Annotated in this window: 21 protein-coding genes, 2 tRNA genes and 1 pseudogene; 18 read left to right on the forward strand and 6 right to left on the reverse strand. The window is 71.9% G+C overall.

The window, feature by feature from the left end; translation table 11 throughout:
• Positions 1-2,216 precede the first annotated feature (2,216 nt).
• The 8 genes from dnaN (at position 2,217) to ACQYWQ_RS15275 (ending at position 12,809) form a co-directional block, all read left to right on the forward strand.
• The gene (gene dnaN / locus ACQYWQ_RS15240) at positions 2,217-3,347 is read left to right on the forward strand and encodes a DNA polymerase III subunit beta (protein WP_164283722.1); all 1,131 of its coding nucleotides are present in this window, start codon (positions 2,217-2,219) and stop codon (positions 3,345-3,347) included.
• Positions 3,348-3,425: 78 nt separating this feature from the next.
• Entirely contained in the window at positions 3,426-4,307 is an 882-nt protein-coding gene (gene gnd / locus ACQYWQ_RS15245) for a phosphogluconate dehydrogenase (NAD(+)-dependent, decarboxylating) (RefSeq protein ID WP_431035186.1), read from the forward strand.
• Positions 4,308-4,401: 94 nt separating this feature from the next.
• Complete coding sequence (gene recF / locus ACQYWQ_RS15250; RefSeq protein ID WP_431035188.1) at positions 4,402-5,565, forward strand: DNA replication/repair protein RecF; 1,164 nt, start codon at positions 4,402-4,404, stop codon at positions 5,563-5,565.
• 89 nt (positions 5,566-5,654) lie between these two features.
• A complete protein-coding gene (locus ACQYWQ_RS15255) occupies positions 5,655-6,197 on the forward strand; it encodes a DUF721 domain-containing protein (RefSeq protein ID WP_431039203.1) in 543 nt (180 codons plus the stop codon).
• 697 nt (positions 6,198-6,894) lie between these two features.
• Complete coding sequence (gyrB, locus tag ACQYWQ_RS15260; protein ID WP_431035190.1) at positions 6,895-9,075, forward strand: DNA topoisomerase (ATP-hydrolyzing) subunit B; 2,181 nt, start codon at positions 6,895-6,897, stop codon at positions 9,073-9,075.
• 116 nt (positions 9,076-9,191) lie between these two features.
• On the forward strand, positions 9,192-11,816 hold the full coding sequence (gyrA, locus tag ACQYWQ_RS15265; protein WP_431035191.1) for a DNA gyrase subunit A: 2,625 nt from the start codon (positions 9,192-9,194) through the stop codon (positions 11,814-11,816).
• Between the two features lie 17 nt (positions 11,817-11,833).
• A complete protein-coding gene (locus ACQYWQ_RS15270) occupies positions 11,834-12,619 on the forward strand; it encodes a DUF3566 domain-containing protein (RefSeq protein WP_431035193.1) in 786 nt (261 codons plus the stop codon).
• 116 nt (positions 12,620-12,735) lie between these two features.
• A tRNA-Ile gene (locus tag ACQYWQ_RS15275) sits at positions 12,736-12,809 on the forward strand.
• A gap of 439 nt (positions 12,810-13,248) precedes the next feature.
• Here ACQYWQ_RS15275 and ACQYWQ_RS15280 read toward each other — a convergent pair.
• Entirely contained in the window at positions 13,249-13,944 is a 696-nt protein-coding gene (locus ACQYWQ_RS15280) for a DUF6344 domain-containing protein (RefSeq protein WP_431035194.1), read from the reverse strand.
• A gap of 245 nt (positions 13,945-14,189) precedes the next feature.
• Between ACQYWQ_RS15280 and ACQYWQ_RS15285 the strand changes: the two genes are divergently transcribed.
• Positions 14,190-14,318 carry a DLW-39 family protein gene (locus ACQYWQ_RS15285; protein ID WP_007824483.1) on the forward strand — a complete coding sequence of 43 codons (129 nt, stop codon included), beginning with the start codon at positions 14,190-14,192 and terminating at the stop codon, positions 14,316-14,318.
• 159 nt (positions 14,319-14,477) lie between these two features.
• Positions 14,478-15,827, forward strand: a complete 1,350-nt coding sequence (locus ACQYWQ_RS15290; RefSeq protein ID WP_431035195.1) for a hypothetical protein — start codon at positions 14,478-14,480, stop codon at positions 15,825-15,827.
• Between the two features lie 24 nt (positions 15,828-15,851).
• On the opposite strand, the gene ACQYWQ_RS15295 is transcribed toward ACQYWQ_RS15290, so the two are convergent.
• Positions 15,852-17,066, reverse strand: coding sequence for a serine/threonine-protein kinase (locus tag ACQYWQ_RS15295; protein ID WP_431035197.1), 1,215 nt, complete (start codon positions 17,064-17,066; stop codon positions 15,852-15,854).
• An 8-nt stretch (positions 17,067-17,074) separates the two neighbouring features.
• Entirely contained in the window at positions 17,075-17,581 is a 507-nt protein-coding gene (locus ACQYWQ_RS15300; RefSeq protein WP_431039204.1) for a DNA-binding protein, read from the reverse strand.
• A 423-nt stretch (positions 17,582-18,004) separates the two neighbouring features.
• Between ACQYWQ_RS15300 and ACQYWQ_RS15305 the strand changes: the two genes are divergently transcribed.
• A tRNA-Ala gene (locus ACQYWQ_RS15305) sits at positions 18,005-18,077 on the forward strand.
• A 139-nt stretch (positions 18,078-18,216) separates the two neighbouring features.
• Positions 18,217-18,483: a hypothetical protein gene (locus tag ACQYWQ_RS15310; RefSeq protein WP_431035198.1), complete on the forward strand. Its 267-nt coding sequence runs from the start codon at positions 18,217-18,219 to the stop codon at positions 18,481-18,483.
• 203 nt (positions 18,484-18,686) lie between these two features.
• On the opposite strand, the gene ACQYWQ_RS15315 is transcribed toward ACQYWQ_RS15310, so the two are convergent.
• Positions 18,687-19,373, reverse strand: a complete 687-nt coding sequence (locus tag ACQYWQ_RS15315) for a DUF5324 family protein (RefSeq protein WP_431035199.1) — start codon at positions 19,371-19,373, stop codon at positions 18,687-18,689.
• A 256-nt stretch (positions 19,374-19,629) separates the two neighbouring features.
• Here ACQYWQ_RS15315 and ACQYWQ_RS15320 point away from each other — a divergent pair, with 256 nt between their 5' ends.
• The gene (locus tag ACQYWQ_RS15320; protein WP_431035200.1) at positions 19,630-20,157 is read left to right on the forward strand and encodes a peptidylprolyl isomerase; all 528 of its coding nucleotides are present in this window, start codon (positions 19,630-19,632) and stop codon (positions 20,155-20,157) included.
• Here ACQYWQ_RS15320 and ACQYWQ_RS15325 read toward each other — a convergent pair.
• Positions 20,089-20,271 (reverse strand): annotated as a pseudogene (locus ACQYWQ_RS15325) (hypothetical protein); the annotation flags it as partial. The gene ACQYWQ_RS15320 and the pseudogene ACQYWQ_RS15325 overlap by 69 nt on opposite strands.
• A gap of 78 nt (positions 20,272-20,349) precedes the next feature.
• Here ACQYWQ_RS15325 and ACQYWQ_RS15330 point away from each other — a divergent pair.
• On the forward strand, positions 20,350-21,396 hold the full coding sequence (locus ACQYWQ_RS15330) for a rhomboid family intramembrane serine protease (protein ID WP_431035201.1): 1,047 nt from the start codon (positions 20,350-20,352) through the stop codon (positions 21,394-21,396).
• Between the two features lie 489 nt (positions 21,397-21,885).
• Here ACQYWQ_RS15330 and crgA read toward each other — a convergent pair whose 3' ends face one another.
• Positions 21,886-22,146 (reverse strand): cell division protein CrgA, encoded by a 261-nt coding sequence (gene crgA, locus ACQYWQ_RS15335; RefSeq protein WP_030996046.1) that lies wholly within the window; start codon positions 22,144-22,146, stop codon positions 21,886-21,888.
• A 159-nt stretch (positions 22,147-22,305) separates the two neighbouring features.
• Between crgA and ACQYWQ_RS15340 the strand changes: the two genes are divergently transcribed.
• The 4 genes from ACQYWQ_RS15340 to ACQYWQ_RS15355 all read left to right on the forward strand — a co-directional run bounded on the left by ACQYWQ_RS15340 (position 22,306) and on the right by ACQYWQ_RS15355 (position 25,260).
• The gene (locus ACQYWQ_RS15340) at positions 22,306-23,088 is read left to right on the forward strand and encodes a DUF881 domain-containing protein (RefSeq protein WP_431035203.1); all 783 of its coding nucleotides are present in this window, start codon (positions 22,306-22,308) and stop codon (positions 23,086-23,088) included.
• A gap of 140 nt (positions 23,089-23,228) precedes the next feature.
• Positions 23,229-23,459 (forward strand): hypothetical protein, encoded by a 231-nt coding sequence (locus ACQYWQ_RS15345; RefSeq protein ID WP_431039416.1) that lies wholly within the window; start codon positions 23,229-23,231, stop codon positions 23,457-23,459.
• Positions 23,456-24,121, forward strand: a complete 666-nt coding sequence (locus ACQYWQ_RS15350) for an aminodeoxychorismate/anthranilate synthase component II (RefSeq protein ID WP_431035204.1) — start codon at positions 23,456-23,458, stop codon at positions 24,119-24,121. The genes ACQYWQ_RS15345 and ACQYWQ_RS15350 overlap by 4 nt, the downstream gene beginning before the upstream one ends.
• Positions 24,118-25,260 carry a class E sortase gene (locus ACQYWQ_RS15355; protein ID WP_431035205.1) on the forward strand — a complete coding sequence of 381 codons (1,143 nt, stop codon included), beginning with the start codon at positions 24,118-24,120 and terminating at the stop codon, positions 25,258-25,260. The genes ACQYWQ_RS15350 and ACQYWQ_RS15355 overlap by 4 nt, the downstream gene beginning before the upstream one ends.
• The last annotated feature ends 53 nt before the right edge of the window (positions 25,261-25,313 follow it).

Consider the following 25,313-nt stretch of genomic DNA (forward strand, 5'->3'; position numbering starts at 1 on the left):
GTGTGGGGCGGTGCGATTCGATGATCAGTCCGGGGCGCGGCCCGGCATGATTCTCGCCCGAGGCCGCGCTCGTGCCGCCGCGCTGTGAGTAGCCGTAGGGGGTTCGCGGTGCGTAGCACCGCCTGCTGAAATGCCGTCACCGGAAAGGGTGACGGCATTTTTTATTCGGGCCTGGTTATCCACAGATTGGGCGGAGTGGTGGGGAACCGGTTGCGATCCGCGAAATACTGGATGCAGGGGAGCCCCCCAGGGCGGGTGGGGGCTGTCCGCTGCGCGGTGGGGACACGACTCGACAACAGGCGGCCTGCGCCGCGCCGCCCGCGCCCGCGCGACAGCGGGTTGCCTGCGCCGCCGGCCAGACGGTGGCCTGTGCCGTCCGAAACGGGTGGCCGGCGCCGCTGGGCAAAAAGTGCCGTGCGTCGCCGTACGGAACACCACGCCACGCGTCGCCGCGCGAACCGCCACGCAGAAGCGCACGCATCACCGCACCGGACCCCCGCACAGAAGCGCACGCATCACCGCACCGGACCCCCGCACAGAAGCGCACGCATCACCGCACCGAACGCACGCGCCCCCGTATGCGACACCGCTCTCCTCAGGCACCCCCGCTCCGTTCACGCGCCCCGGCCCGACCTCCCCCAGGCGACGAGGACAAGCCTCGTACGAAGCCATACGAAACCACTGGGCCTCCGAGAACCGCCGCAGCTGACGGCACGTCTCGTCCCGCGCGCGGCCATGCCGGGGGCACGGTCGAGGGGGTCGCACCCCCAGCACCCCCAGCACCCCCAGCACCCCCCGCACCCCCAGCACCCCCAGCACCCCCAGCACCCCCAGCAGCGAACAGGCCTGCATCACCGAGGTGTTCGCCTCCCCTCGACCGACCACGACCCCATACGGCCGCCGCTGGCGTCCGGCGGCGCGCAGCCGGACAGCCCCGTAGTCACCCGGCACCGCCCCGCACCAGCCCCCCCCTGACGGCCCCCCAGCGCCGCCGTCTCTCTCCCCTCCCCTCCCCTCCCCCCGCACGTCCCAGCAGCCCCCACGTCCCACCGACTGACTCCCCGTCGAAGCCACCCCACCGGCTGCGATGGGCCCGGAAGCACCCCGCCGCAGCAACACCTGCGCCGCCCCGGCAACTCCGCTCCCCCTGGGCCCCCTTACCCCGCTACTCGCCCGCCCCGTCCCCCCATCACACCCCCGCCGCGCCCCCGCCCCCCGTTACCCCGGTACCCAGAGACTCCGTCCCCTCCAAGTCCCTCCCGATCCCCTCCGATCCCTCCCGATCCCTTCCAAGCCCCCGCCACCGCATCCCCAGCCCCCGCCTCCCCCTGCCGCCCCGTCACTCCTCCCACCCCCCTGCCGCCCCGTCACTGTTCGATTCCCCAGGGGGTTACGGGTGTTGTCCACAGATTCGGCGACTTTCTTTCCTCCACATGGTGGGGACAGCGGAGTTGTCCAGATCCTGTCCACAGGGGAGGCTGTGCGGGAACGGTCCTGGCTGGTCAGGTGGCTGGGGATTAGTGGATAACCGTTATCCACAGGCTGTGGAGAACTTTTTGTCCACAGGGCGCCCGGAGGGCTTGTCCACCGGGTTCGGCAGGCTGCCCACAGGCAAGGGGTGGTTGTGCACAGGTTCTCCACAGGGCTGTCCACTGTTCGGCAACAAAACACGCGCTCTCACTGGCGCGAGTGAAAGGCGTCACACCGAAGCTGACAGGGCCCCTGTGGGAAACGGTCGCGAATCTGGGGACGCAGCTGGGGACAAGTCGGCCTGTCTTGTGGACGGCCTGTGCACAACTTTCGGCTGTCCACAGTTACCCCCGGTTCTCCCCAGGCTCAGTCCCCAGGGCCTGGGGATAAAAAACCGGTCCTGAGCTGCGAAAACGAGGTTATCCACGGTATCCACAGGCCCTACTACTACTAACGACTAGAGAGAGCTGGGAATTCGTTTCGAAGCGGGGCCTGTGCACAACTCGCTTCGAGGGCCCCGAAGAGCCCGGAGGCCGATTTGACGACCAAGGGCACCAGCTGTCAGTGCGGTGCGTCAGACTGGACACCGACGTCCTTCCCCGCCGAGGGCCGAGGGACACCTCGCTTCCCACGCCGGGGCGACACGGTCCCGGCCCTGAGGGGAGCGGGCACCAGACAGCGCAGCTGCCGCGAGAAGCGGGCGAGCGGCGGCAGACGAGCAGGAATCACGCAGGAGGCGGGCTCAGGTGAAGATCCGGGTGGAACGCGACGTACTCGCGGAGGCAGTGGCGTGGGCGGCACGCAGCCTCCCGGCTCGCCCGCCGGCTCCGGTCCTGGCGGGCCTGCTGCTGAAGGCGGAGGAAGGGACGCTGAGCCTCTCCGGCTTCGACTACGAGGTCTCGGCGCGCGTCTCCGTCGAGGCGGAGACCGAGGAGGAGGGCACCGTCCTCGTCTCCGGGCGGCTCCTCGCCGACATCTGCCGCGCCCTGCCGAACAGGCCCGTGGAGATTTCCACAGACGGTGTACGGGCGACGGTCAGCTGTGGATCGTCCCGCTTCACGCTGCACACACTCCCCGTCGAGGAGTACCCGGCCCTGCCGCAGATGCCCTCCGCGACCGGCACCGTGCCCGGTGAGGTCTTCGCCTCCGCCGCCCAGCAGGTCGCCATCGCCGCGGGCCGCGACGACACGCTGCCCGTCCTCACCGGTGTGCGCATCGAGATCGAGGGCGACACCGTCACCCTCGCCTCCACCGACCGCTACCGCTTCGCGGTCCGCGAGTTCCTGTGGAAGCCCGAGGATGCCGAGATCTCGGCCGTCGCGCTCGTACCGGCGAAGACGCTCCTCGACACCGCCAAGTCGCTCACCAACGGCGACAACGTGACGATCGCGCTCTCCGGCTCCGGCTCGGGCGAGGGCCTCATCGGCTTCGAGGGCGCGGGCCGCCGCACCACCACGCGGCTCCTGGAGGGCGACCTTCCGAAGTACCGCACGCTCTTCCCCACCGAGTTCAACTCGGTCGCCGTCATCGAGACCGCCCCCTTCGTCGAGGCCGTCAAGCGCGTCGCCCTCGTCGCCGAGCGGAACACCCCGGTGCGGCTGAGCTTCGAGCAGGGCGTGCTGATCCTGGAGGCCGGCTCCAGCGACGACGCACAGGCTGTGGAGCGCGTCGACGCCCAGCTCGAAGGCGATGACATCTCGATCGCCTTCAACCCGACCTTCCTGCTCGACGGGCTCAGCGCCATCGACTCCCCGGTCGCGCAGCTCTCCTTCACGACCTCGACGAAGCCCGCCCTGCTGAGTGGTCGGCCCGCCGTCGACGCCGAGGCCGATGACGCCTACAAGTACCTGATCATGCCGGTACGGCTGAGCGGCTGAGCCCACAGGTGTGCGCGGCCCCCCGGCAGTAGGCTCGGACACCGGTACGAAAGCCAGCACGCTACTTAAGGAACAGTGATGGAGCTCGGTCTCGTCGGCCTCGGCAAGATGGGCGGCAACATGCGCGAGCGCATCCGCCGCGCCGGCCACACCGTCATCGGATACGACCGGAACCCGGAGGTGTCGGATGTCGCCAGCCTTGAGGAGCTGGTGAGCCGCCTCAAGGGCCCGCGCGTCGTCTGGGTCATGGTTCCGGCCGGTGCCGCGACCCAGTCCACGGTCGACGAACTCGCCGCGCTCCTGGAGCCGGGCGACGTCGTCGTCGACGGCGGGAACTCCCGCTGGACCGACGACGAGAAGCACGCGGTCGAGCTGGGTCTCAAGGACATCGGCTTCGTCGACTGCGGCGTCTCCGGCGGGGTCTGGGGCCTCAAGAACGGCTACGCGCTGATGTACGGCGGCACCGAGGAGAACGTCGCCAAGGTGCAGCCGGTCTTCGACGCCCTCAAGCCCGAGGGCGACTTCGGCTCCGTGCACGCGGGGAAGGTCGGCGCGGGCCACTTCGCGAAGATGGTCCACAACGGCATCGAGTACGCCATGATGCAGGCGTACGCCGAGGGCTGGGAGCTCCTGGAGGCGGCCGACTCGGTCACCGACGTACGGGAGATCTTCCGCTCCTGGCAGGAGGGGACCGTCATCCGCTCCTGGCTCCTCGACCTCGCGGTCAACGCGCTCGACGAGGACGAGCACCTGGAGCAGCTGCGCGGCTACGCGGCCGACTCGGGCGAGGGCCGCTGGACGGTCGAGGCCGCGATCGACAAGGCCGTGCCGCTGCCCGCCATCACGGCCTCGCTCTTCGCGCGCTTCGCCTCGCGCCAGGAGGACTCGCCGCAGATGAAGATGATCGCCGCGCTGCGCAATCAGTTCGGCGGCCACGCGGTCGAGAAGAACAGCAAGTAGGACCCCGCGGGGCGGCGAGCGGCACGGACGACGTGACGCGCACCGCCCCGCGCCGGCGAGTCCCGCGCCGGGAGCCGAGGAGCCCGCTCAGCCCATGCACGTCACGCACCTGTCGCTGGCCGATTTCCGCTCGTACGAGCGCGCAGAGGTGAGCCTCGAACCGGGCGTCACCGCCTTCGTAGGGCCCAACGGGCAGGGCAAGACCAACCTCGTCGAAGCGGTCGGCTACCTCGCGACCCTCGGCAGCCACCGCGTCGCCTCCGACGCGCCGCTCGTCCGCGCCGGAGCCGAGCGCGCCTTCGTACGCGCCGCCGTCACCCAGGGCGAGCGCAGCCAGCTCGTCGAGCTGGAGATCAACCCGGGCCGCGCCAACCGGGCCCGGATCAACCGCTCCTCGCAGGTCCGTCCGCGCGACGTGCTCGGCATCGTACGGACCGTGCTCTTCGCCCCCGAGGACCTCGCCCTCGTCAAGGGCGACCCCGGTGAGCGCCGCCGCTTCCTCGACGAACTCCTCACCGCCCGCCACCCCCGGATGGCCGGGGTCCGCTCCGACTACGAGCGCGTCCTCAAGCAGCGCAACACCCTGCTGAAGTCCGCCGCGCTCGCCCGCCGCCACGGCGGCCGCACCCTCGACCTGTCCACGCTCGACATCTGGGACCAGCACCTCGCCCGCGCGGGCGCCGAACTCCTCGCCCAGCGCACCGACCTCATCACCGCGCTGCACCCCCTCGTCGACAAGTCCTACGAGCAGCTCGCCCCCGGCGGCGGACCCGCGCTCCTGGAGTACCGGCCCTCAGCGCCCGGCAGCGCACAGACCCGCGAGGAGTTCTACGGCCAGCTGCTCGCCGCGCTCGGCGAGGTGCGCAAGCAGGAGATCGAGCGCGGCGTCACCCTCGTCGGGCCGCACCGCGACGACCTCCTCCTCAAGCTCGGCGACCTCCCCGCCAAGGGGTACGCGAGCCACGGCGAGTCCTGGTCGTACGCGCTCGCGCTCCGCCTCGCCTCGTACGACCTGCTCCGCGCCGAGCCCTGGGCCCCGCAGTCGGCGCCCGGGCCCGAGGGGCAGCGCAGCGGCGAACCCGTCCTGATCCTCGACGACGTCTTCGCCGAACTCGACGCGCGCCGCCGCGACCGCCTCGCCGAGCACGTCGCCCCCGGCGAACAGGTCCTCGTCACCGCGGCCGTCGACGAGGACGTGCCCGCGCCGCTCAAGGGCACCAGGTACGCGGTCTCCGAGGGGACGGTGCGGCGGGCATGAGTGAGGAGAACGCGAAGGGCGGGCGCCCGCGCGGGCAGGCATCCGGGCAGTCCTCGGGGACGCACCAGCCCGCGCTCGACGCCGCCGCCGTGCCCGAACAGCCCGCACGCCCCTCCACGAAGCCCGCGCCGAAGACCGCGGGCTCCGGCGCCGACCTCGCGCGCGAAGCACTGCGCGCCGCCCAGAAGCAGGCCCGGGAACAGGGCCTCGGAGTCCACGCGCGCGGCCCCGAGCGGCGGGGCAACCGGCGCGGGTCCCGCGGCGAGGGACGCGAACCGCTCTCCTTCGGGGCCGCCATCCACCGGCTCATGTCCGACCGCGGCTGGGAGACCCGCGCCGCGGTCGGCGGGGTCATGAACCGCTGGCCGCAGATCGTCGGCGAGAACGTGGCGCGCAACTGCGAGCCCCAGCACTACGACGAGGGCGAGCGGGTACTGCGCATCCGCTGCCACTCCAGCACCTGGGCCGCCGAGCTGCGCCTCCTCGCCCCCCAGCTCGTCGCCCGCCTGAACGAGGCCCTCGGCCCCGACACCGTGCGCCTGCTGCGCATCGAGGGCCCTTCCGCCCCGGCCCGCCGCTACGGCCCCCTGCGGGCACCGGGCAGCCGGGGCGACAGGGACACCTGGGGGTAGGGCCGCAGGGCGCGGCGATACGGGCCCGCCTCCGCCTCCCGCCGTGAGGGACGCGTACGCCCTCTGCGACGCGCACCAGGGTCACCGTCCTGCCGACCGCGGGCCGGGCCGTGTTTCCCCCGCGGACCTCGACCGCCCACCCGGCTGCGATCCGCTCATGTGTCCGCTCATGTGTCCCTGCCCACCTCGCGTGCGCACCGCGCACAGGAGCCCCCTCGGTCCCGCTTTCACCGCCCCCTCCTCGCGCTCTGTCGCGGGCCTCCTCCGGCCGCGACGAAAGGGCTTGCCCACCCCTGTCGGCACGCCTCTGACCTGGGCATCTTCGCCGCCTCGGCCGGGGTGGTGCGGAGCCGTCACCGGTGGTTGACACCCCGGAACCGGTCCGAAGCGCTGAGTGCCGCTGTGAGCCCCCTGGAGCCCCGGTCCGCATATGGGGAGTCGGAAGTGGTCGGTTGAGGGCGGCACATGCGTACTCAGCTACCTGCAAACCCCCATCACTGTCGGCGTTACCGGTAGACTGAACAGTAATCCCGCTCTTGGAGTGGGAGCTTGGCGAGTGACGAGACATCGACGCTCGGTGAGCATCGCTTCAGCGACACCGCACCACCCGCACCACCTCGCACACCGCGAGTCTCCGCACCGCCGACTAACGCCGAGTAGAACGACGCAGCCGCTCCCGCCCTTCGGGTTCAGGTCTGTGCTGTGCCAGAAAGGGCGCTTCGTGGCCGATTCCGGCAACCCCAACGAGAACAATCCGTCGACCCCGGACGAGGACGGCCAGAGCGCCGTGCCCGAGCCGGGGCAGAGCGATGTTTCACGTGAAACATCGGCGGCGGCCGAGTCGGAGGCGGACGCGGTGAGCGGCGATGTTTCACGTGAAACATCGAGCCTGCCCGAGCCCTCCTACGACGCCAGCGCGATCACGGTCCTGGAAGGACTGGACGCGGTACGCAAGCGCCCGGGCATGTACATCGGCTCGACCGGTGAGCGCGGCCTGCACCACCTCGTTCAGGAGGTCGTGGACAACTCGGTCGACGAGGCCCTCGCCGGGCACGCCGACACGATCGACGTCACGATCCTTCCCGACGGCGGCGTCCGGGTCGTCGACAACGGGCGCGGTATCCCGGTGGGCATCGTGCCCTCCGAGGGGAAGCCTGCCGTCGAGGTCGTCCTCACCGTCCTGCACGCGGGCGGCAAGTTCGGTGGTGGCGGCTACGCGGTCTCCGGCGGTCTGCACGGCGTGGGTGTCTCGGTCGTCAACGCGCTCTCGACACGCGTCGAGGTCGAGGTGAAGACCGACGGGTACGTCTGGACCCAGCAGTACGAGCGCGGTGTGCCCATCGCCCCCCTGCACAAGGGCGAGGCGACCCAGGAGCACGGCACCTCGGTGACCTTCTGGGCCGACGGCGACGTCTTCGAGACCACCGAGTACTCCTTCGAGACCCTCGCGCGGCGCTTCCAGGAGATGGCCTTCCTCAACAAGGGCCTCACCATCAAGCTCACCGACGAGCGCGAGTCGGCGAAGGCCACGGTCGGTGCGGACAGCGCCGAGGTCGTGGACGCGGAGGAGCCGCCGGAGGCCCGTACCGTCACGTACCACTACGAGGGCGGCATTGTCGACTTCGTGAAGTACCTCAACTCCCGCAAGGGCGAGGTCATTCACCCCTCGGTCATCGACGTCGAGGCCGAGGACAAGGAGAAGCTGCTCTCCGTCGAGGTCGCGATGCAGTGGAACGCCGGGTACACGGAGGGGGTCTACTCCTTCGCGAACACGATCCACACGCACGAGGGCGGTACGCACGAGGAAGGCTTCCGCGGCGCGCTGACGACGATCGTCAACAAGTACGCGCGCGACAAGAAGCTGCTCCGCGAGAAGGACGGCAACCTCACGGGTGACGACATCCGCGAGGGCCTGACGGCGATCATCTCCGTGAAGCTCGGTGAGCCGCAGTTCGAGGGCCAGACGAAGACGAAGCTCGGCAACACCGAGGCCCGTACCTTCGTGCAGAAGATCGTCTACGAGCGCCTCGCCGACTGGTTCGACCGGAACCCGAACGAGGCCTCGGACATCATCCGCAAGGGCATCTCCGCGGCGACCGCCCGTGTCGCCGCGCGCAAGGCCCGCGACCTCACCCGCCGCAAGGGTCTCCTGGAGACGGCCTCGCTTCCCGGGAAGCTCTCCGACTGCCAGTCGAACGACCCGACCAAGTGCGAGATCTTCATCGTCGAGGGTGACTCCGCCGGCGGTTCGGCGAAGTCCGGCCGCGACCCGATGTACCAGGCGATCCTGCCGATCCGCGGCAAGATCCTGAACGTCGAGAAGGCCCGCGTCGACAAGATCCTCCACAACCAGGAGATCCAGGCGCTCATCTCGGCCTTCGGTGCCGGGGTGCACGACGACTTCGACATCGAGAAGCTCCGCTACCACAAGATCATCTTGATGGCGGACGCCGATGTCGACGGGCAGCACATCAACACCCTGCTCCTGACCTTCCTCTTCCGCTTCATGCGCCCGCTCGTCGAGGCAGGGCACGTCTACCTCTCGCGTCCCCCGCTCTACAAGATCAAGTGGGGCAAGGACGATGTGGACTACGCCTACTCCGACCGCGAGCGCGACGCGCTCATCGCCCTGGGCCGCGAGAACGGCAAGCGGCTGCGCGAGGGCGCGGTGCAGCGCTTCAAGGGCCTCGGCGAGATGGACGCCGAGGAGCTGCGGGTGACGACGATGGACCAGGACCACCGCGTCCTCGGCCAGGTCACCCTCGACGACGCCGCTCAGGCAGACGACCTCTTCTCCGTCCTCATGGGCGAGGACGTCGAGGCGCGCCGCCAGTTCATCCAGCGCAACGCCAAGGACGTCCGCTTCCTCGACATCTAGGCAGCCTCCTCCGGTGTCCGGCGGCCCGCGCGCTCCCGGACACCGGAGCCCGGGCCCGGAGCACCGGGCCGGACAGCCCCTGGACAGCGAGCAGGCCGAAAGGACCAGTACGGCACATGGCCGACGAGAACACCCCCACCCCCGACGAGGAACCCACCGGGCCGATCCCCGGAGCCGACGAAGGCGTCGCCGGACTCGCGATGCGCGTCGAACCCGTCGGGCTCGAAACCGAGATGCAGCGCTCGTATCTCGACTACGCGATGTCGGTCATCGTCTCGCGTGCGCTGCCCGACGTGCGGGACGGGCTCAAGCCCGTGCACCGCCGCGTGCTCTACGCGATGTACGACGGCGGCTACCGGCCCGAGAAGGGCTTCTACAAGTGCGCCCGCGTCGTCGGCGACGTCATGGGCAACTACCACCCGCACGGTGACTCCTCGATCTACGACGCTCTCGTCCGTCTCGCCCAGACCTGGGCGATGCGCATGCCGCTCGTCGACTCCAACGGCAACTTCGGCTCCCCGGGCAACGACCCGGCCGCCGCCATGCGGTACACCGAGTGCAAGATGGCCCCCCTCTCGATGGAGATGGTGCGGGATATCGACGAGGAGACCGTCGACTTCTCGGACAACTACGACGGCCGCTCCCAGGAGCCGGACGTCCTGCCCGCGCGCTTCCCGAACCTGCTGATCAACGGCTCGGCGGGCATCGCGGTCGGCATGGCCACCAACATTCCCCCGCACAACCTGCGTGAGGTCGCGGCCGGTGCCCAGTGGTACCTGGCCCACCCCGAAGCGAACAACGAGGAACTCCTCGACGCGCTGATCGAGCGGATCAAGGGCCCCGACTTCCCCACCGGTGCCCTCGTGGTCGGCCGCAAGGGCATCGAGGAGGCCTACCGGACCGGGCGCGGCTCCATCCCGATGCGCGCGGTCGTCGAGGTCGAGGAGATCCAGAACCGGCAGTGCCTCGTCGTCACCGAGCTGCCGTACCAGGTCAACCCCGACAACCTCGCCCAGAAGATCGCCGACCTGGTCAAGGACGGCAAGATCGGCGGTATCGCCGATGTCCGTGACGAGACCTCCTCGCGCACCGGGCAGCGGCTCGTCGTGGTCCTCAAGCGGGACGCGGTCGCGAAGGTCGTCCTCAACAACCTCTTCAAGCACACCGACCTCCAGACCAACTTCAGCGCGAACATGCTGGCGCTGGTCGACGGTGTGCCGCGCACGCTCTCGCTCGACGCCTTCATCCGGCACTGGGTCACCCACCAGATCGAGGTCATCGTCCGCCGTACGCGGTTCCGGCTGCGCAAGGCCGAGGAACGCGCCCACATCCTGCGTGGGCTCCTCAAGGCGCTCGACGCGATCGACGAGGTCATCGCGCTCATCCGCCGCAGCGACACCGTCGAGGACGCGCGCGGCGGACTGATGGGCCTCCTGGAGATCGACGAGATCCAGGCGAACGCGATCCTGGAGATGCAGCTCCGCCGCCTCGCGGCCCTGGAGCGGCAGAAGCTCACGCAGGAGCACGACGAGCTTCAGCGGCGCATCGACGAGTACCGGACGATCCTCGCTTCGCCCGAACGGCAGCGGGAGATCGTCAGCGACGAACTCGGCCAGATCGTCGACAAGTTCGGCGACGACCGGCGCAGCCAGCTGGTGCCCTTCGACGGCGACATGTCCCTGGAGGACCTGATCGCCGAGGAGGACATCGTCGTCACGATCAGCCGCAGCGGCTACGTCAAGCGGACCCGTACCGACGACTACCGCTCGCAGAAGCGCGGCGGGAAGGGCGTGCGCGGCGCGAAGCTGAAGGAAGACGACATCGTCGACCACTTCTTCGTCACCACGACCCACCACTGGCTGCTCTTCTTCACCAACAAGGGCCGGGTCTACCGGGCGAAGGCGTACGAGCTTCCGGACGCCGGCCGCGACGCACGCGGGCAGCACGTCGCGAACCTGCTCGCCTTCCAGCCCGACGAGTCGATCGCCCAGATCCTCGCGATCAGGGACTACGAGGCGGCGCCCTACCTGGTCCTCGCGACCAAGGGCGGCCTGGTGAAGAAGACCTCGCTCAAGGACTACGACTCGCCCCGATCGGGCGGTGTCATCGCGATCAACCTGCGCGAGACCGACGACGGGAGCGACGACGAGCTGATCGGCGCCGAGCTGGTCTCGGCCGACGACGACCTGCTGCTCATCAGCAAGAAGGCGCAGTCGATCAGGTTCACCGCGACGGACGACACACTGCGCCCGATGGGCCGCGCCACCTCGGGCGTGAAGGGCATGAGTTTCCGTGACGGGGACGAACTGCTCTCGATGAATGTCGTGCGTCCGGGTACTTTCGTCTTCACCGCGACCGACGGCGGGTACGCGAAGCGCAGCCCCGTCGACGAGTACCGGGTCCAGGGGCGTGGCGGCCTCGGCATCAAGGCTGCCAAGATCGTCGAGGACCGGGGTTCGCTCGTCGGTGCGCTGGTGGTCGAGGAGACCGATGAGATCCTCGCCATCACGCTCGGGGGCGGTGTGATTCGTACGCGAGTCAATGAGATCAGGCAGACGGGCCGTGACACGATGGGCGTCCAACTGATCAACCTGGGCAAGCGCGATGCCGTCGTGGCCGTCGCGCGCAACGCCGAGGCCGGACGCGAGGCCGAAGAGGTCGACGCGGACGGTCCTGAGGACGAACCCCAGGCGGACCCGGCCGAGGGCACGGCCGAGGGCACGGAGCCTTCGGCCGAATAAGCGCGAGGAGTGAGGACGTGACTGGAACCACGGGTGCGGGCACCAGCGGGACCCCGCCGGAGGGCGCCCGTGGTTCCGGGAGCGGCAGACGCCGGCGCGCACCGGATTCCCAGGGGGGAACTGTGACCGATACCCGAGGCCCGCAGGCGCAGCAGTACGGCGGCGGGCCCGATCCCTACGGCAGTGGCCCGGCCGGCCCGCAGCCGCAGGGGCAGACAGGCCAGCCGGGTGCTGCCACCGGTGGCCGTCACGGCGGCCACGCGGCGGCGAGCACGCCGTCCGCGGGCGCGGCCCCGTACCAGCCTCCGCAGGCGTACCAGCCGCCCACGGGCGGCCAGGGGCCGGTGGGCGGCCTGGGCGGCACCACGGCGGGCGGCGGCTCGGCCGGACGCGGGGTGCGCAAGCCGCGTACGGGCGCCCGTACGGTGCCGCGCACGCGCAAGGCGCGGCTGCGGGTGGCGAAGGCCGACCCGTGGTCGGTCATGAAGGTGAGCTTCCTGCTCTCCATCGCGCTCGGCATCTGCACGGTCGTCGCCGCGGCCGTGCTGTGGATGGTGATGGACGCGATGGGCGTCTTCTCCACCGTCGGTGACACGGTCGCCGAGGCCACCAGCTCCAGCGACGGGGGCGGCTTCGATCTGGAGTCCTTCCTCTCGCTGCCGCGCGTGCTCATGTTCACCTCGGTGATCGCGGTCATCGACGTCGTCCTGATGACGGCGCTGGCCACGCTCGGGGCCTTCATCTACAACCTCTCCGCCGGTTTCGTCGGCGGTGTCGAGCTGACGCTCGCCGAGGACGAGTGACCCTCCGGGCCGTACGGCCCGGAGGTGCTCCCCCGCCCCGGCGGGGGCGGCCCGGTACCGATTTTGGGACTGGCCGTCTCGTGCGCTAATCTTCAGAGGTCAGCGCGCGAGCGCGCGGGGCTATAGCTCAGACGGTTAGAGCGCTTCCCTGATAAGGAAGAGGCCACAGGTTCAAGTCCTGTTAGCCCCACCGACACGAAAGACCCCCGGTCTCAGGACCGGGGGTCTTTCGGCGTCTCCGGGGTCTTTCGGCGTGTTCGGGGTTCTTCGGTGGCCGGGGATGCGCGGGGTGCGCGGGGTGCGGGGGCTGCGTGCGGGGGTACGGCCAATGGCCCCTGCGGCCGGGGGCCGGGGGCGGGACGTGCGGGGGTGCGGGTGGGCAGGGGGACGGCAAAGAGGTACGCAAGAGGGACAAGGGGAGGCGCCGGGGCCTGCGGGGGGGGCGGGGTGCGGGGGGCTCGGACACCGGTGCTCGGGCGGGCCGCCGCGTGAGTGGTACGGGTCCGGGGCGGAGTGCCCCGGTGGTGGCTGCGGTCCGCGGCCGGCGGGGGGTGGGGCGTGGTGCTCGTGGTGCTCGGGCGATACGGGGCCGGGGCGGGGCGGCGCGTGTGCGCCTGCGTGGGGGCGGCTCACGGGGCCGAGGTGACGAGCGGGGCCGTCTCGCGAGGGCCTGCCGGCGTCAGGTGACCCTGCGCGCGGTCGTGGTGCTCGCGGGCAGCAGGGATACCGGGGAGCGCGAGCGGGGCTTCGGCGGCGCTGGGCAGCACGGCGTCGAGGGCGTCGGCGGGGCCGGGGATGCCGGGGATACCGGGGGCGAGCGGGGCCGGATCAGCGGTCGGCTGCGGCTCGGCGGGGCGGGCGGCGGGCAGCGGATGCGCGGCGGTGCCGGCGGCGGGCTCGGCGGTGCCGGTCGTGGTGGGCTCCGTCGTGGTGTCCGGTGACGTGGCCCGCGTGCCGATGGCCGCTGTCGTACGGGGTGTGCCGAGCGCGGAGCGTGCGGGTGCCGCTCCCGTGTCGTACGGGTGGTCCAGCGGGATCAGGAGTTGGCGGCAGGACGGCGAGGAGCCGTGCCGCTCGGCCCTGATGCGCTGCTTCATCGTGGGCGGCAGCGAACGCCCCTGGACGAGCGGTGGCCCGAAGAGGGCCGTCGCGACGGCGAAGCCCTGCGGGCCGTTCTCCTCGCAGGGGATGTCGCGGGGCTGCGGCGCCGGGGTCGCGGGGGCGACGGCCTGCGCGGGGGATGCCGTGAGGCCGAGGAAGGCGAAGAGCGCGAGGAAAGCGCCGACGAGCGCCTTCCACAGCGTCGAGAAGGTCTGGGCAGCCACGGGGTGCTCACTTTCAGCTTGGGCGATTTGCGTACTTCCTCATGATGTGTACCGGCGGTGCGTAGGGGAGGAGCGACGCCCGTGGCGCGCAGATCTTCTGATGAACGTCACTCGGACGGAGGCTTCGTGACAGACCGGGGGACGGCGGCCGCGGAGGCGCCGAAGGGGGCGTCGAGTGGTATGGGGCGGTGTGTATAGTCGGGCCACAGAGGTCCCTGAACGTCAAAGAAGGACGAGGTCGCGCGGTGAAGAAGCTTCTCCTGGTCGCACTGGCCGCCATCGGCGGGCTCCTCGTGTACCGCCAGATCCAGGCGGATCGCGCCGAGCAGGATCTGTGGACGGAGGCGACCGACTCGGTTCCCTCGGGTTCCTGAGCAGTCGCGCTCCTGCTGAACGGGCTCCAGTCGCCAAGGGCGGCCGGGGCCCGTCGCCGTGTCCGGGGCGCCAGGGATTCTCTCCAACGGGCCTCCAGCTCCCATGAATTCGGCGCACGTGCGGGACAGCGGGCGGGCGGGGCGGCAGGATGGGCGGGCGTGGGGGGCGCGGGCTCCCCGGGGGACAGGGGGCTGCGGATGCGGGGCGGGCACGTACGGACGGTGTGGCGCGCGGGCGCGGGCGCGGTACTCGCGCTGGGCCTCGTGCTCGCGGGAGCGGGACCCGTACCCGCGGCCGACGACCCCTACGGCGCCTACGCCTTCGCCCCCGGCACCCGCACCGTCCGCGGCGTCGCTTCGAGCGCCGATGCGCCCGTACTCGCCGGTGGCACCCCGTACCGCAGCAGCGTGCGGCCCGCCGACGGCGCGCTGTACTACCGCGTCGAACTCCCGGGCGGCGGCGAGTCCTACGCCTCCGTCGTCGCCGTACCGCCCGCGGGGACACGGCTGACCTACGGGGACGGCGTGCGGGTCACCCTGCGGAACCCGGCCGGCGGCTACTGCGACAGCGCGAACGCGGGCGGGACGCTCTGGGCGCGCCCGATGGGCGCTGTCGTCGAGCAGACGCCCAGGCCCGCTGGGGCGTGCGCGGCGCCCGGCACGTACTACGTCGTCGTGGAGCGCACGACCGGGCGCGGTACGGACACGGTGGCGCCCTCGCTCGACGCCTGGGCGCTCGACCTGCGGCTCTTCACCGAGCCCGCGCCCCGCACCGCTCCCCCGGCCTCGGCGCCGCCCCGTGCCACGAGCACGCCGCCCGCGCCGCCCGGCGGGACACCGCGCGAGCGCGAGGGCGGCGCGGGACCCGCGGACCTGGGCGACACGGCGCGGATCGGCGCGGGGACCTGGCGCGACCGGCTGCGCCCGGGCACGACCCGCTACTACGCGCTCCCGCTCGACTGGGGCAGACGCGCCTCCGTGGAGGTCGAGTTGGGCAGCGCGGTCGCGAGTGGTTCCGGCAAGAAGACCGTCGCGTCGGCGCTGCGTGCCGCGCTCGACAGCCCCGTACGGGCCGAGGTCGTCTCGGACACCGCCTTCTACACGGGCGCGCCCTCCTCCGCGCACCTCGACACGGGTGCTCCTGTCGCCTTCGCCAACCGGTACGCGGGCGGTGGCCTGCGTGCCCTGCGCTTTCCCGGCACCTATGTGCTGCGCGTCTCGCTGAGCCCGGACCTCGCGGCGGCGTACGGGGACGAGCCGCTCGGGGTCGTGCTGCGGGTCGCCGTGCGGGACGAGGGGCGCGCGGGCAAGGGGGTCACGTACCCCGGGGACCCGGGGATCTTCCAGGTGGGCGGCGACCCGGCGGCGAGCGGTCCGCGCGGGGAGCGGCGGGTGGCGGCGTCCGGGGGCGAGGGGATGCGGTGGCTCGCGGTGGGGAGCTTCGCCGCGGGGCTCGCGCTGGTGGGGTGGCTCGGCGTGTGGCGGCTGCGCGGGCGGCGCACCGCCTGAGGTCCCGTCAAGCCTCGTGGCACATCACGGGGCTTGGGTGAGCGCCCAGAAGCCCACAGCGAAGCACAGCAGCGCGAGGAGCAGCACGGGTACGGCGACCTTGGCCGGTGGTCCGCCGCTGCCCGGCTCCGCCGCGGCAGGTTTCGCCGGGGCGGGCTCCGGGGACGGGGCGGCGGGGCCCGGCGCGGGAGGATGCGCGGGCGGATGCGCGGGCGGATGCGCGGGCGGTGGGGGGACGGGGCGGGCCACGGTCGTCGTCGGGGCCGCGTGCGACAGCGAGTCCGTGACCGGGTGCCGCGTCGTCCCGTAGGCGGGCGGGGGCGCGCTCTCCTCGTAGGGGACCTCGGGGTCGAAGGGGCGCGGAAGCGGGCCCTGCTCCGTGAAGCCGGGTGGGGGCGGGCCGAGTTGGTCGAAGACCTCGATCGGCTCCTCGTACGTGCCGGGGCCGGGGAGGAGCCGCGCGGCCTCGGCGAGGGCCTTGCGCACGGCCGTCGCGGTACGGAAGCGGCGCTGCGGATCGGGGTGGAGGAGCGGGCCGAGCACCGCCCACAGCGGCGCGGGGACATCGCGCGGGGCGGGCGGGATGCCCCGTGCGTAGGCGGAGACGAGGCCCTGCGAGTCGGGGCGGCCCCCGGTGAGGAGGTGGATCGCGACGAGACCTGCCGCGTAGAGGTCGGCGGGCACGTCCGGTTCTGCGCCGAGGAGCTGTTCGGGCGCGATCCAGCCGGGGGTGCCGACGACGTGGTCGGGTTCGGTCAGGCGCGGTTCGTCGCGGTGCACGGCGATGCCGAAATCGGAGAGCCACAGGTGGGGTTGCCCGGTCCCGGTCGCTTCGAGGAGGAGGTTCGCCGGTTTCACGTCGCGGTGGACGACGCCCTCGGCGTGCACCGCGCCGAGCCCGGCGAGGAGCTGGTCGAGCAGGAGGCACACGTACGCGGGCGGCAGCGGCCCGTAGTCCCCGACGAGGCGTTCGACGCTGCCGCCGCGCGCGAGGTCCATCGTGAAGAGGACCTGTTCGTCGTCGGCGGCCCAGCTGCGCGGGGCGAGGACGTGCGGGTGGTCGATGCGCAGGGCCTGCTCCCGGACGAAGCGCAGCAGCGTGTGCGCGTCGCGCCGGTGCAGCACCTTGGCGGCGACGTAGCTGTGGCGGCGCCGGTCCCAGGCGCGCCAGACGGCGCCCGCGCCGCCGCGCCCGATGGGGTCGGCGAGGACGTAGCGGCCCGCGAAGATCTCGGCCATCGGGGCGCTCAGTCCTGGTGGGTGGCGTAGTGGTCGATGGCCTCGGAGGTGCGCCCGGCCCCGTACACGCGGAGGAGTTCGGCGAGTTCGGGGTGGTCATCGGCGATGAGCGCGGCGGCGGCGACGATGTCCTGTGCCGAGGCGACGGAGCGCAGGAGGGCCTGCATCTCGCGGACGACGCGGCGCACGGTGGGGGCGCCGCCGCTCGTCGAGGCCGTCTGTCCCGTGGAGAGCACGGAGCCGCCGCGCGAGGCGCGGATCTCGTCCATGCGCACGGTGGCCTCCGCGGCGGGGATGCTGCCGTCGGCGACCTGGGCCGCCAGCTCCTGGAGGAGCTGGACGCGCTGGACGACGCTCGGGTTGCCGATCTTGGCGCGCTGGCCGCTCATGAGCTGCGAGAGCATCGGCGCGGAGAGACCGAGGACGGCGGCGAGGCGGGCCTGGTTGAGGCCGAGGTCGTCGATGAGGCGGCGGAAGAGCGTGCCGAGCGGCTCCCCGTACCAGACGCGCTGCAACTCCCGTGATTTCGCGGCGGTTTCCTGGTGCCGTCCCCGGTCCTCGTGCGCGCGGGGTGGCTCCGGAACGTTCTCCTGCGGGAGGCGGGCGGTCTCCGTGGAGGGCAGCGGGAGCCGGGGGCTCTCCGTCGTCGCCGCTCTTGCCGCCGCTTCCTGGTGTGCTGCGTCCACGGTGCGTCTCCCCTTGGCTTCCCCACCGACGCGGTGCGTCCGGGCGGACCACCGGCCGTGTGCCGACGGCTCCGTTCCCCGGTTCCGCTCGGGCCCCATGTGCCTGAGCGCATCCTACGGAGCGGCCCGCGCCGAGGGCAGTACCCAAGCTGTCCCAGCCGGTCCGCCCGTATCGCTTTTGCGGAAGCCGGGGGGTGTACCGCTATCCTGTGCCAGGCGTCAGCGTCGCTTCCGGCGGCGGGACGGCATCCAGGGCCCTTAGCTCAGTTGGTAGAGCGCCGTCTTTGCATGGCGGATGTCAGGAGTTCGACTCTCCTAGGGTCCACCGCAGATCAGAGCCCCCCTCGCCGTGCGCGAGGGGGGCTCTGCCGTCTCCGGGGGACGCACCGGCCGGGGAAGCGCGGGTTCACCGCCGCGAGGGCGGGGGAGGAGACGGGAAAACCGCTCCGGACAGGGGGATGGCGATGATCGGGGAAGCGGCGCTGTACGGCGGGATGGTCGTGGTGCTGGTGGCCGGACTCGTGAGCGAGCGCGGTGCGCGGAAGCGGGCGCGGGCCTTTCAGGAACGGTACGGGTCCTACGAGGGCTTCCGGCGGCAGGTGGACGCGGGGCGCGTACGGGAGGTCGCCCGGGAGCAGGGGAAGGTCGCGGCCGTCAGAGAGGTACGAGACGGCCATCCGGGGGTCTCGCTGCTGATGGCCAAGCGATACGTGGACCAGTTGCCGGTCTGAGACGGCTGAGCGGGTGGCGGGAGCGATGTTTCACGTGGAACATCGGGCGCCCCGCTCGCGCATGTTTCACGTGAAACAACGCCGGGTGCCGGGTGCCGGGTGCCGGGTGCCGGGCGCCGGGCGCGGGGTGCCGGGCGCATGCAAAGCCCCCGGGCGGAAGTGGTCTCCGTCCGGGGGCGTACGCGTGCGGGAGGGCCGGTGGGTCAGCCCTTCGGCTCGGCGCTCGACGGGGACTCGGCGTCGACGGTGCCGTCGACCGCGCTCAGGTGGTTGCCGCCCTCGGACACCTCGGTGGGGGCCGGGGGCTCGACGAGCCAGTCCGGGTTGGCCTGCTTGTCCCACCACTTCCAGGCGGCGTAGGCACCGCCCGCGAGGAGGGTGACGACAGCGAGGCCCTTGACGAGGCGGCCGCCGCGACGGCGCTGGTGCTTCTTGGCGAGCTTCCGCACGTCCTTCGGCGAGACCTGGCCGCGCAGCGCGGCGAGCGCCGCGGCGCTGCGCGCGCTCGCCTCCTCAGCGACCGGGGTCGCCGCGGCGCGGGCCTGCTCAATGCGGGGGCGCGAGTAGTCGGCGGCCTGGTGGGCCGCCTTGCGGGTGTGCTTGGCGGCCTTGCGGGCGTGGACCGCGGCCTGCTGCGCCGCTTCGTCGAAGCGCGGCGGGATATGGGTACGGGCCTGCTCCAGGCGCGGGGCCAGGTAGGCGTCGTACTGGACCCTGGCCTGGTCGGCGGCCTGGGAGACCTTCGGCGCGAGCCGGGCGCGGGCCTCGCCCGCGTAGAGTGTGGCGCGCTCGCGGGCGGTGTCGGCGTAGGGAGCAACCGCTTCCGCGGCGTGCAGCACGCTCTCCCTTGCCGAGCCCGTCGCGGCGCGCACGCTGTCGATGCGTGTCACGGGTTCCTCCTCCTCGGTGGCGTACGGTATTTCACCTTTCCACCCCCAGCGCGATCATGCCCGCCGGATCGCCGTAGGGGGGCCATGTGGCGGGCCATCCGGGTCAGCGGGACCCCTGGGAGCGGGGCCCGTGGGCCCGCGCGTCCTCGTCCCGCGGGCCCGCGCGTCCTCGTACAGAGGTTCGGCGGGGAGCGGCCCCCGGCGTCGTCCGTGCGAGGATCGGGGCGAGAGCTTCAAGGACAACGGAAGGCACATCGTGGCTGAGCAGCTTTACGCCACCCTCAAGACCAACGCCGGCGACATCGTCATCCGCCTGCTGCCGGACTACGCGCCGAAGACGGTCAAGAACTTCGTCGAACTGGCCGAGGGCACGCGCGAGTGGGTCAACCCGGCGACCGGTGAGAAGACCAACGCGCCCCTGTACGACGGCACGATCTTCCACCGCGTGATCGAGGGCTTCATGCTCCAGGGCGGCGACCCGCTCGGCAACGGTACCGGGGGCCCCGGCTACGAGTTCGCCGACGAGTTCCACCCCGACCTGCGCTTCGACCGCAAGTACCAGCTCGCGATGGCGAACGCGGGCCCCGGCACCAACGGCTCGCAGTTCTTCATCACCACGAGCAAGCCGGAGTGGCTCAACAACAAGCACACCATCTTCGGCCTGGTCGAGGACGAGGCGAGCCAGAAGGTCGTCGACGCGATCGGCTCGACCGACACCAACCCGCGCACCGACCGCCCGCTCAAGGACGTCGTCATCGAGCACGTCGAGATCGAGCGCCGCTAGGACCTCCGCGTCCGCGGTCGTTCCCCTGCGCCGCTTGGTTCCCGCTCGCCAAGCAGGAATCAAGCGGGAACCAAGCGGGAACCAAGCGCGGCGGGAACAAAACGCCCCGTCCATCCGTCAAGGGGGACGGGGCGTACCCACGTCCTGACCCCGCCGAGCGGCGGTGGCGCACTCGGCTCAGGGAGGAGCCTCATGGACCCGAAGGACCAGCCCGGCGGTGCCGGTGGGCCGGGCGGGGACCCGAAGGGACCGGACGGGCCGGAGGCGAAACGGCCGGGCGATCCCGAGGCGACGGCTCCGGCCTGCTACCGCCACCCCGGCCGCGAGACGGGCATCAGCTGCACCCGTTGCAAGCGGCCCGTCTGCACCGACTGCATGATCAGCGCCTCCGTCGGCTTCCAGTGCCCCGACTGCGTACGGCAGGGCGGCGGCCCGGTGCCGGCCCCGGCGGGAGCGCCCGGCGGGGCGAGCGCGGCCGCGCGCGTGCCCCGGCCGTGGCAGCGGGGCGAGGGCGGCACCGGCCGCGCGCCCCGCGGGGACGCCCGGCCGCGCACCCTGGCGGGCGGCGTGATGCAGGGCGATCCGCGGCTGGTCACCAAGATCCTCCTGGCGGTCAACCTCGCGGTCTTCCTGCTCGTGCAGGCGGTCCCCGACCAGCAGCGGCTGCTCGACGACCTGGAGATGATCGGGCGGGCCCTTCCCTTCTACGGCGCCGATCACCTCGTGGGGGTCGCCGAGGGCGAGTGGTACCGGCTGCTCACCGCCGCCTTTCTGCACCAGCAGGTCTGGCACATCGCGGTCAACATGCTGAGCCTGTGGTTCCTCGGCCCGGCGATCGAGGCGATGCTCGGCCGCGCGCGCTTCCTCGCGCTCTACCTGATCGCCGGAGTGGGCGGCAGCGTGGCCTCCTACCTCTTCGCGGCCCCGAACGTCCCCTCGCTCGGTGCCTCCGGCGCGATCTTCGGCCTCTTCGGCGCGACCGGCGTTCTCGTGCTGCGCACCCGCTCGGACATCCGGCCCTTCGTCGCACTGCTCGTCATCAACCTGATCTTCACCTTCGGCTGGAGCGGAATCGCCTGGCAGGCGCACATCGGCGGACTCGTCGTCGGCGCGCTCGTCGCCCTCGGGCTCGTCTACGCGCCCCGCCGCCACCGCGCGCTCGTGCAGTGGGGGACGTGCGCGGTGGTCCTCGCGGCGCTCGTCGTCTGCGTCCTCGCCCGTACGGCCGCCCTCACCTGAACCTGGCGCCTGTGCACCTCGCGCCTGAACCTGGCGCCTGCGCACCTCGCGCCTGGACGTCGCGCCTGGACCTCGCCTGAACTCACACCTGAGCGCGCCGCCGCTCCCCGCTTATGCACAGGTGTTCGAATGTTCGGGCAGAGTTGTCCACAGCTCGTACACGGGAGGCGGCGCGGGGTGTGCGTGGCGTGCGGGCCGCGCCGGGCACGTACCGCCGTACCGCTGTGACCTGCGGGTTCACGGGAAGCTTCCCGCGTAGACCCGGATTCGAACATGCGCACTAAGGGGCTACCGCGCGAGCCGTGCCGGTCATACCGGCGTCAACTCTCCGAGAGTTATCCACAGATCGTCTGAACTTTTCCCCAGTGTGGATAGCGCTGTGGATAACTCAGGGCAGGGCTTGCGCGCGGGGGTGCCCAGGCCCGTGTGCGGGCGCGCCGAAGGCCGGGGTCCCGGTGGATCGGGACCCCGGCCGGTACGGCCCGCGCGTTACTTCCAGCGGGTCGAGACGCCGAAGCCGGCGGCGATGAAGCCGAAGCCGACGAGGATGTTCCAGTTGTCGAGCGAGTCGATCGGCAGACTGCCGTCCGTCACATAGAAGACGACGATCCAGGCGAGCCCGAGGGCGAACATCGCCAGCATCAGCGGGGCGACCCAGCTTCCGTTGCTGAGCTTGACCGTCGTCGCCTGCTGCTTCGCTGCGGGCGGCGGCGTGTAGTCGGCCTTCTTGCGGATACGGGACTTCGGCACGAGGGGGCTCTCCTGTCGATGCGCTGTTCGGTGCGGAGCCGTGCGAGGCCGGCCGCAAGGAACGGGGCGGGCGCTCTTCGGGCGCTCGGGCGGACCCCGGGGCCCTCCGGGCGTCCGTTAGCGTAGTGCTTCCACGGCGCCGAAGGAGATCAGGGTACGTTGAGCAATTCTGCCGACTCCCCCCCGAAGCGATCCAGCCCCGGAGGCCACGGGTTCCGCTTCCGTCCCGCGAGAATCCTCACCCTCGCGGTCTTCGCCCTCGCCGGGCTGATCTTCTTCACGAGTTTCCACACCGCGCGCGGCACCAACATCCGCACCGACGCCTCGCTCCTCAAGCTCTCCGACCTCATCAAGGAGCGCAGCGACAAGAACGGCGACGCCGAGCGCGAGAACGCCGCGCTGCGCCAGCGCGTCGAATCGCTCGCGGCGCGCGACGACGGGCGCAGCGAGGCCGAGGACAAGCGGCTGACCAGGATCGAGGACCGTGCGGGCACCCGGCCCGTACGCGGCAAGGCCGTGTCCGTCACGCTCCAGGACGCGCCGCCCGACGCGGGGCCCAAGCTCCCGGGCTACCCGGAACCGCAGCCCAACGACCTCGTCATCCACCAGCAGGACCTCCAGGCGGTCGTCAACGCGCTGTGGCAGGGCGGGGCGCGCGGCATCGAGGTCATGGGCCAGCGGCTCATCTCCACGAGTGCGGTGCGCTGCGTCGGCAACACCCTGATCCTCCAGGGCCGCGTCTACTCGCCGCCCTACAAGATCACCGCTGTCGGTGACCCCGACAAGCTGCGCACGGCCCTCTCGGAGTCCCCGGCCATCCAGAACTACATGCTCTACGTCAACGCCTACGGGCTCGGCTGGAAGGCCGACGACGAGGGCACGAAGACCCTGCCGGGGTACACGGGCACGGTGGACCTGCACTACGCGGAGCCGGTGGACTGACGCCCGCGAAGCGCCCGCCGGGCCCCGCAGGGTAAAGAACAACCTCGCGCCGTACCAAGGCTTTCCGCAGCACGCCCACGGGGCGGGCCCCCCTCCCTTTAGGCTGGGGCCGCACACTCAAGGTCTTCGGGAAGGCCGGGGTGACAGCACAGAACGACAGGGCGACAAGAGCGACAGCAGGGGCGGCACGGCACATGTACGGGTGGATCTGGCGGCATCTGCCGGGCAACGCGTGGATCAAGGCGTTCCTCTCGCTCGTCCTCGCCCTGGCCGTGGTCTTCCTCCTCTTCCAGTACGTCTTCCCGTGGGCGGAGCCCCTGCTCCCCTTCAACGACGTCACCGTCGACCAGGGAATGCGAGCAGCGCGATGACCACCGAGGCCCCCGCCCGTCACGCGAGCCGGGTGCTCGTCGTCGACAACTACGACAGCTTCGTCTTCAACATCGTCCAGTACCTCCACCAGCTCGGCGCCGTCTGCGAGGTGCTGCGCAACGACGAGGTGAGCACGGCCGACGCCGATCCCGCGCGCTACGACGGCGTCCTGCTCTCGCCGGGACCCGGCACGCCCGAGGAGGCCGGGGTGTGCGTCGAGATGGTCCGCCACTGCGGCGCCACCGGCCTCCCGGTCTTCGGGGTCTGCCTCGGGATGCAGTCGATGGCCGTCGCGTACGGGGGTGTCGTGGGCCGGGCCCCCGAGCTGCTGCACGGGCGGACGTCGGAGGTGCTGCACGAGGGCGCGGGCGTCTTCGCCGGACTCCCCTCGCCCTTCACGGCGACGCGCTACCACTCGCTCGCCGCCGAGCCCGCCGCGCTGCCCGAGGTCCTGGAGGTCACCGCGCGGACGGCCGACGGGATCATCATGGGCGTGCGCCACCGCGAACTCGCGGTCGAGGGCGTGCAGTTCCACCCCGAATCGGTGCTCACCGAACACGGCCACCTCCTGCTCGCCAACTGGCTCACCGCCTGCGGCGACCCGGGCGCTGTCGGCCGCTCGGCCGGACTCGCGCCGGTGGTGGGCAGGGCCTCGGCGTGACCGCGCTGCGGCCCGAGCACGAGACGGGACGCGAGCCGGGGACACGGTTAACGGACACGCCGGTCATGGGCACGCCGGTGGCCCCTGAGCCCCCGGAGGCCGCGGAGACCGTGGTGATCCCCGCGGTCCCGCCGGCCTCCGCGGTCCCGGAGGCCCCGCAGGAGCGGGCGGTACGGGACGACGCCACGATGGCGCTGCGGCTCCCCGCAGGGCTCGCCGACGCGCGCGGGGCCATCCCCGCGCCGTCCCCGGGAGCACCGGCCTCCTCGGAGCCCTCCGCCTCCCCCGGCGAGGGCCGCGCCGCGCGCCGCCGTGCCGCGGCGAAGGGCCGGGGCCGCCGCCGCGCGGGAGGCCACCGCCGTACCACCGCCTCGGGCACCGCCCCCGTGTCGAGCGCCGCCGCCGGCACCCCCCAGGACGGACGGCCGCTGAGCCGTGTCGAGGCGCGCAGGGCGGAGCGGGCGCGCAGGCCCAGCGCGGGGACGCGCGTGAGCGCCGCGCTCGGCGAGGGCTTCATCACGCTCGGCCTCGTGATGCTCCTCTTCGTCGCGTACCAGCTGTGGTGGACGAACGTGCGCGCTCACCGCGAGGCGAACGGCGCCGCGCACCAGCTCCAGGACGACTGGAAGGACGGCAAGCGCAGTCCCGGCACCTTCCAGCCCGGCGAGGGCTTCGCGATCCTCACGATCCCCAAGCTCGACGTCGTCGTCCCGATCGCCGAGGGCGTCAGCAAGGCGAAGGTCCTCGACAAGGGGATGGTCGGCCACTACGGGGAGGGCGCGCTCAAGACCGCGATGCCCGAGGCGAAGAGCGGCAACTTCGCGCTCGCGGGGCACCGCAACACGCACGGCGAACCCTTCCGTTACCTCAATCGGCTCACGCCGGGCGACTCGATTGTCGTAGAGACCCGCGATACGTATTTCGTGTACAAGATGACGAGCATCCTGCCGCAGACGTCCCCCGCGAACACCGCCGTTCTGCGGCCCGTACCGGCCGGATCGGGATTCACGAAGGCAGGGCGCTACCTCACCCTGACGACCTGCACCCCCGAATTCACCAGTACGTACCGGATGATCGTCTGGGGCAAGATGGTCGAGGAACGGCCGCGCGCCGAAGGCAAGCCCGACGCGCTGCTGTAGGAGCGGCGGAAGCGAGCCCGAAGCCGCGGCGAGCGCGCGCGAGGGCCGAGGAA

This window comes from Streptomyces sp. P6-2-1 (assembly GCF_050613165.1).
Taxonomy (GTDB): Bacteria; Actinomycetota; Actinomycetes; order Streptomycetales; family Streptomycetaceae; genus Streptomyces.

Bases quoted from the DNA above. Each gene is read 5' to 3' on its own strand.
- ACQYWQ_RS15330 (WP_431035201.1), top strand. From the start codon at position 20,350: ATGGACCCGAAGGACCAGCCCGGCGGTGCCGGTGGGCCGGGCGGGGAC.
- gnd (WP_431035186.1), top strand. From the start codon at position 3,426: ATGGAGCTCGGTCTCGTCGGCCTCGGCAAGATGGGCGGCAACATGCGC.
- ACQYWQ_RS15350 (WP_431035204.1), top strand. From the start codon at position 23,456: ATGACCACCGAGGCCCCCGCCCGTCACGCGAGCCGGGTGCTCGTCGTC.
- ACQYWQ_RS15310 (WP_431035198.1), top strand. From the start codon at position 18,217: ATGATCGGGGAAGCGGCGCTGTACGGCGGGATGGTCGTGGTGCTGGTG.
- gyrA (WP_431035191.1), top strand. From the start codon at position 9,192: ATGGCCGACGAGAACACCCCCACCCCCGACGAGGAACCCACCGGGCCG.
- recF (WP_431035188.1), top strand. From the start codon at position 4,402: ATGCACGTCACGCACCTGTCGCTGGCCGATTTCCGCTCGTACGAGCGC.
- ACQYWQ_RS15295 (WP_431035197.1), bottom strand. From the start codon at position 17,066: ATGGCCGAGATCTTCGCGGGCCGCTACGTCCTCGCCGACCCCATCGGG.